6 protein-coding genes and 2 tRNA genes are annotated in these 6324 nt (G+C 65.2%); 5 read left to right on the top strand and 3 right to left on the bottom strand.

Annotated features, from left to right (window positions below; genetic code table 11):
- The first annotated feature begins 117 nt into the window (after nt 1-117).
- From AC062T_RS00355 to AC062T_RS00340, 4 genes are all read left to right on the top strand, one after another.
- Nucleotides 118-957 carry an HAD family hydrolase gene (locus AC062T_RS00355; RefSeq protein ID WP_476026300.1) on the top strand — a complete coding sequence of 280 codons (840 nt, stop codon included), beginning with the start codon at nt 118-120 and terminating at the stop codon, nt 955-957.
- 58 nt (nt 958-1015) lie between these two features.
- Nucleotides 1016-1103: transfer RNA gene (locus AC062T_RS00350), tRNA-Ser, on the top strand.
- A 55-nt stretch (nt 1104-1158) separates the two neighbouring features.
- Nucleotides 1159-2421: an LCP family protein gene (locus tag AC062T_RS00345; protein ID WP_476026298.1), complete on the top strand. Its 1263-nt coding sequence runs from the start codon at nt 1159-1161 to the stop codon at nt 2419-2421.
- A gap of 182 nt (nt 2422-2603) precedes the next feature.
- Nucleotides 2604-2693, top strand: a tRNA-Ser gene (locus tag AC062T_RS00340).
- Nucleotides 2694-2755: 62 nt separating this feature from the next.
- Here the strand turns inward: AC062T_RS00340 and AC062T_RS00335 are convergent.
- Nucleotides 2756-3736: a LacI family DNA-binding transcriptional regulator gene (locus tag AC062T_RS00335; RefSeq protein ID WP_476026295.1), complete on the bottom strand. Its 981-nt coding sequence runs from the start codon at nt 3734-3736 to the stop codon at nt 2756-2758.
- An 85-nt stretch (nt 3737-3821) separates the two neighbouring features.
- On the opposite strand from AC062T_RS00335, the gene AC062T_RS00330 reads away from it, so the two are divergent.
- The gene (locus AC062T_RS00330; RefSeq protein WP_476026293.1) at nt 3822-4787 is read left to right on the top strand and encodes a zinc-binding dehydrogenase; all 966 of its coding nucleotides are present in this window, start codon (nt 3822-3824) and stop codon (nt 4785-4787) included.
- Here AC062T_RS00330 and AC062T_RS00325 read toward each other — a convergent pair.
- Nucleotides 4784-5386 (bottom strand): DUF2238 domain-containing protein, encoded by a 603-nt coding sequence (locus AC062T_RS00325; protein ID WP_476026291.1) that lies wholly within the window; start codon nt 5384-5386, stop codon nt 4784-4786. The two genes, AC062T_RS00330 and AC062T_RS00325, sit on opposite strands and share 4 nt — an antisense overlap.
- A gap of 134 nt (nt 5387-5520) precedes the next feature.
- Nucleotides 5521-6090 carry a TetR/AcrR family transcriptional regulator gene (locus AC062T_RS00320; RefSeq protein WP_476026289.1) on the bottom strand — a complete coding sequence of 190 codons (570 nt, stop codon included), beginning with the start codon at nt 6088-6090 and terminating at the stop codon, nt 5521-5523.
- Between the last annotated feature and the right edge of the window lie 234 nt (nt 6091-6324).

Below are 6324 nucleotides of genomic sequence, written 5' to 3'. Positions count from 1 at the left end.
GACGCGCTGGTTGGTTGCCATCCTCGAAACGCATCAGCAGGCGGATGGTTCAGTGCGCGTGCCCGAAGCGCTGCGGCCCTACATGGGCGGCCTCGAAGTATTGGAGCCGGTGCAACGGTGACCGACGCAACGGCCCCTCGTCTCGGCGCGGCGCATCCTGAACCATGGCTCGTCGCCCTCGATATCGACGGCACGATCATGCTGCAGGACGGCGTTATCACCGAGGCGGTGAGCCGGGAGGTTGCGCGGGTGCGCGACCTCGGCCACGAGGTGATGCTCGCCACGGGGCGTGCCGTCTCCATGACCCTGCCCGTCGCTGAGAAGCTCGGCATTCAACCCGAATATTTGGTGTGCTCCAACGGAGCGGTCACGATGCGCCGCGACCCGGAAGCTCCGCTCGGCTACACCCGCGCTCACGTCGAAACGTTTGACCCCAGCGCTGTGCTGACAGCGCTGCACGAGCGGCTCGCCGGGGCCAGCTTCGCCCTCGAAGACGAGCACGGCCACTACCGCTACGTCGGCAAGTTCCCCACGGCATCCCTGGGCATCTCGAGCGAGCAGGTGGAGTTCGACGACCTTCTCGGCGTCGAGGCGACGCGTCTGGTGGTGCTCTCGCTGGAACACGACCAGGAGGAGTTTCTGGGCATCGTCGAGCAGATCGGTTTGCACAAGGTCAGCTACAACATCGGCTGGACCGCGTGGCTCGATATCGCGCCCGACGGCGTGAACAAGGCAACCGGCATGGAGCGCGTCCGCGAGTGGCTCGACGCCCCGCAGTCTCGTGTCATGGCGGTCGGCGACGGGCGCAACGACATAGAAATGCTCGAATGGGCCAGCGTTGTGGGCCGCGGCGTTGCTATGGGGCAGGCACCGGATGAGGTCAAGGCTGCGGCCAACGAGGTCACGGCAACGGACCACGAGGACGGCCTCGCTGCCACGCTCGCCACGCTGAACTGAGGTGGGCGGAGCGGGTTGCGTGCGCGCATCCGTTAGAATCGTGGCCGGGGATTCCCCTGGAGGGCTGTCCGAGCGGCCGATGGAGCCAGTCTTGAAAACTGGTGGGCAGAAATGTCTCGTGGGTTCGAATCCCACGCCCTCCGCCAAGCCTTGTCAGACAGTCCGCGTTTCGACGCATGACCTAGCGGAGGAACGCCACCAGTGAGCACAGCCAGAGAGCCCCGCACTGCACCCATTGCGCGCCATGGCCGGCTTCGCCGCTCAAGCGCCCTGATGGGGTTTCTCTCGCTCGTCGGCGCATCGCTCGCCGTGCTTCTCGTCAGCGGCGTCGCCGTCGCCGGAATCACCGTCGCGCAGCTTGAGGGCAGCATCGAATCGGTGGCCCTCGTCGGAGAAGAAGACGGCCCGCCGCCCGCACTCGGCGCCTATGAGGGTGGCTTCAACGTGCTCATCGTGGGTAGCGACCAGTGCGAGCAGGAGGGCGGATGCCGTGACCGGCAGGCGACTCTCAACGATGTGAACATCCTGGTTCATGTCTCGTCCGACCACACCAACGCCACGGCCGTGAGCTTTCCCCGCGACCTCGTTGTGCCTATCCCCGGGTGCCCGCGCGAAGACGGCAAGGGCAACAACGCGGCCATGTCGGCGCAGCCGCTCAACGTTGCGCTCTCGCACGGCGGCCTCGCCTGCGTTGCCCTGACGCTGGAAAAGCTTACGGGCCTCGACATCCCGTTCGCCACGATGATCACCTTCAACGGTGTCGTCAACATGTCGACGGCGGTCGGCGGCGTCACAGTGTGCACCACCGGCCCGATTTACGACCCGATGGCCAACGGCCTCAACCTGCCGAGCGCCGGTGAGCACACGATCGAGGGAGTTCAGGCCCTCGGATTCCTGCGCACCCGCTATGGCGTGGGCGACGGCAGCGACCTCGGGCGCATCAGCTCGCAGCAGGTGTTCATGTCGGCGCTCATGCGCAAGGTCACGTCGGAGGGCGTGCTCGACGACCCGGCCACCCTGTACCGCATCGCCACGGCGGCCACGAAGTCGATGACTCTCTCGAACAGCATGAAGAACGTGCCGACCCTGGTGTCAATGGCGCAGGTGTTCAAGAACATGGATCTCTCGCGCATCCAGTTCGTGCAGTACCCGAGCACCACGGGGGTCGGCGGAGTCTATGCGGGCAAGGTCGCGCCGATCGAGCGCACCGCAAAGGCTCTCATGGACAAGATCAAGGCAGACGAGCCGTTCTCGGTCGAGAGCACGGGCCGCGGTTCGACCACGAACGACCCGGCTCCCACCGAGACACCCGCGCCCACGGAAGCCGCTCCGGCGGCACCTCCGGCCGACGGGTCGACTGATCCGGCGACGCCGGACCCGGCCGCCCCCGCTGAGCCCGAGGTCATCAGGGGCCTGCTGGGTCAGTCTGCGGCGCAGAACACCTGCGCCAAGGCGAACAACTAGCGCGCTGCGGGCGCGCTGCGGCGCGCTGCGGGCCAAGATCCCGCCGAAGGGTCCCACTTTCGCCTTGGTGAGCATCCGGAACCCGCATTTGGGCCACCTCGTGGGGATGCCGGGTGCAGTAAACGCGTAAACGCGGTCGAATTAGACGCTCTCGAATTTGCCGCTATGATTGACGAGTTACTGGAGACGTCGCATAGTCCGGCCTAGTGCACCACCCTGCTAAGGTGGAGTTCCCTTTATGGGAACCGAGAGTTCAAATCTCTCCGTCTCCGCAGCGAAAACCCCTGGTTACCCGGGGGTTTTTTCGCGTTTCGACAATTTCCGCGCAGGCGGTTTACGCCGATTCGCGCACAATGACCTCGGACGGTGGCTGCACCCATTCGCCCGGGTCGAGGTCGAGCGCGATTCGTGCAGCCCTGCGGCCGAAGGATGCGGCGTCGATGCGCACCGTGGTCAGAGTCGGTCGCCAGAATTGCCCATGGCGGCCATCATCGAATCCGATCACCGCGAGGTCATGGGGTGCGTGCAGGCCGAGCCCCGCCATTGCGGAGAGCACGCAGAACGCTACGTCATCGGAATAGGCGGCTACGGCAGTCACCGGTGCCCGGTCGAGAAAGCTGCGCAGCGTCTCGACCCGCTCCGACGGAGTGGCGTCCATGTCCAGCACCAGCGTGTGCACAGGCCCCATGCCGAGTTCCGCGGCGATACTCACCACATGCTCAATGCGGCTGTTGGCGAACGATGCCCTGGGGTCGAGAGGTATGCCGAACGCGATTTCGCGATGGCCGGCTTCGGCCAGGTGGCGCAGTTGGGTCAGCGTGTGGAAGCCGAGCCCCGTCTGGTGGCCTTCGGTGACCCCGAACAACGGATGCTCATCGGCTGCTCCGGTGAGAAGGTGGGCCAGGTCGAGAACGGCGCGCGGCGCGAGGGCCTCGACCGCTTCATTGGGCACTGCGCCGCGATTGGTGTCGGGATTCGCGGCGACGAGGAGAGCGTGGCCCTGCGCGCGAAGCTCCTCGCTCATGCCCGAAATGAAGCTATCGAGACTGTGACCGCCGAGCATCGACCCAACGTTGAGCAGCACAATGCGCGACATGCCCTCCCGAAGCGCTCGCGCGACGCCGTGGGGCACGTAACCAAGGGCGTTCGCGGCTTGCCGTACGCGCTCCCGAGTGGAATCGGGGATCGTGTGCTTGGTGCTGCCATTGAGCACGTAGCTGACCGTCGCGATTGACACCCCTGAAGCGCTCGCGACATCGCGAATCGTGACCTTTCGCGTCGGAGCCTCGGCGGGGAAGCGTGCAGCGGTAACCACCCCGGCACAGTACCACTTAACCGTTTAAGTGCATACAGTGGAAGGGACGTCCGCAACGGCGACCGCACAACAATGGGAGTGAATCATGAAGGCTTGGCAGTACATCGGCAATCGCGCCCCGATCCAGCTCAACGATGTCGCCGAGCCGACTCCCAGCCCCACGCAGGTGATCATCGATGTGAAGGCATCCGGTCTCTGCCATTCAGACCTCATGTACATGCAGGTCGGCGACGGCGTCATGCCGTTCTTGCCCATGACGCAGGGGCACGAAAACGCTGGCGTGATCTCGGCGATCGGGTCGGAGGTCGAGGGCTTCGCGGTGGGCGACGTCGTCGGCGTCAACTCATCGGGAGTTCAGCCACCCCTCGGAATGTTCACGCCCGGCGGTTTCGCCGACAAGCTTGCGGCCGACTACCGCGACCTGGCACGCGTGCCCGATGGCCTCGATCTATCTCTCGCGGCGCTCGCAACGGATGCTGGAATGACCTCGTATCACGCGATCATCAAAGAGGGTGGCGCTCGGGCCGGCATGAAGGTCGGCGTTATCGGGTTCGGTGGCCTCGGCCAGATCGGTGCCCGGGCCGCCGTGCTTGCGGGCGCCGAGGTGCACGTTGCCGAGATGAAAGAGGATGTCTGGCCACTCGCTCTCGAAGCCGGCGTCGTCTCGTGTGTGAAGGATGCCGATGAGTGGAACAAGCCGCTCTCGGAGGACCCTCTCAACGCGGCCGGCGGGTTCGACCTGATCGTGGACTACGCGGGCTTCGACACGACCCAGAAGGCCCTCAACGCGATCAAGCGCGGCGGAAAAGTCGTGCAGGTCGGGCTCGGCAAGCCCACGTTCACGGTGACCACGCCGACCCTTCTGGGCAAGACGCTCGTCGGCTCGCTCGGGGGAACCGTGCAGGATATCGAAGAGGTCTTCGCTCTCATGCTCAACGGCGAGATTGCTCCCACCTATGAGGAGATCGCCTTCGACGAGGTCGGCGACGGCCTCGAGCGCTTGGCGAACAACCAGGTGACGGGGCGACTCGTCGCTCGCTTCGGCGACTAGATCACCGTTCGCCGACGGTTCTCGCTTGGCACGGCATCCGCACGGAGAAGCGGCACGGTGGCGAGCAGAAGTGCGGCGACGAATGAGCCGACGCCGCCGGCGACCATGTCGCCAATGGTGTCTTGGTAGGCGACATAAATCGTTTCGCTGATGAACGCCCAGCCGAACCACTCGAACACCTCCCACACCGCGGAGAGGGCGAGCCCCATCGTCGTGGCGAGCACGACGGTGGCGACACCGCTACGGTCGGGCTCGTCGACGATGCCGTAGCGGGCGAACAGGAGGTAGAGCAGAATCGCGGTCAGGCCCGTGAGCACAAAGTGAACGACGAGATCCCATCCCCGAACCGTCGTGTAGAGGTCGAGCACATTGCTCCAGACCGATATCAACACGGTGATGCCGAAGACCACGTCGAACCAGGCCTTGACCCCAAGGAGTCTGGGCAACACGAGTCCGGGCAGGGCGAGGGCAAGGATTCCGCCATCGGCGAGGCTCCAGCTGGTGATGCCGATGACAACGCAGACGAGCCCGGCAACCCGGAGCAGGTCGCCGCACCACTCGCCGATAGTGCGGGGGGGTCGCAGAAAGTTGAGCTTCACGGTGTGGCGCCTGATCTGATCATGGTGACTCCTCTGCGTCTCGTTTCGCAACGCTAGGAGCGTCGGCGCACTTTCTGTAGGCGCACGGGGGATCGGGTCGGCGGTCGCGGCGCCGCGGGTCGGCTCAGATCAGCTCAGGAAGGGTCTGCTGGAGGCCGCATCCCGATCACGAAAATATCCACGAGCTGCGAGATTAGTGCGGGGGCCGCGTCGTGGATAGCCGGAAGCTGCGGACGGGTGATCATGCCGATGCCCACGATGAGTTCGAGAGCGCCGAAATCGGTGCGCACGAGGCCCGCCGATTGTGCCGCGGTAAGAACGTCCTCGACGCCCGACAGGGTCTGGGCCTGAGCGTCTCGCACGGAGTCTGACATGCCTGCCGCTACGAATCCCGAGAGTGCCGCTGTGAGGGCCCCCAGGTCGAGTTCAACCAAACGGTCGATGTAGCCTCGCCAGGCGGATTCTGCTTGCGCTTCGACTGTGAGGAGGGCTTCGGAGGATGCCTCGCGCATGTCGGAGAGGATTGCCAGCGCCACTTCGTTGGCCAGCGCGGCGCGCGAATCGAAGTTTCGGTAGAGGGTGGCGATGCCCACGCCGCTCGCCTCGGCAATCGTGTCGAGCGCGATCGTGGCTCCGTGCTCGGCGAACAGCCGTCGGGCTTCTCTCACGATCACCTGGCGTCGTAGTGCCGCGTCAGCGCGCATGTGGCCTGCCCTTCTCCGCCGGGATGTCCTCCCAGCGTAAGCGCAGGATGCTGGGCAATAATAAGTGGAGGAAATTCATCCGCTTATAATCCACCTCCATTGAACGGGCATGAACGCATGGCACTAACCGGCGCGGCAGAGAACGCCACCGCATCCGAAACCGATTCGGCGAACGCCGACGCGAACGCCGACGCGAGCCCTGCTCGGCCGCACAAAGCGAAGGCGCTGCCGCCG

The sequence above is a fragment of the Homoserinimonas sp. genome, assembly GCF_056262345.1.
This window is presented reverse-complemented; position numbering and strand designations above follow the sequence as displayed.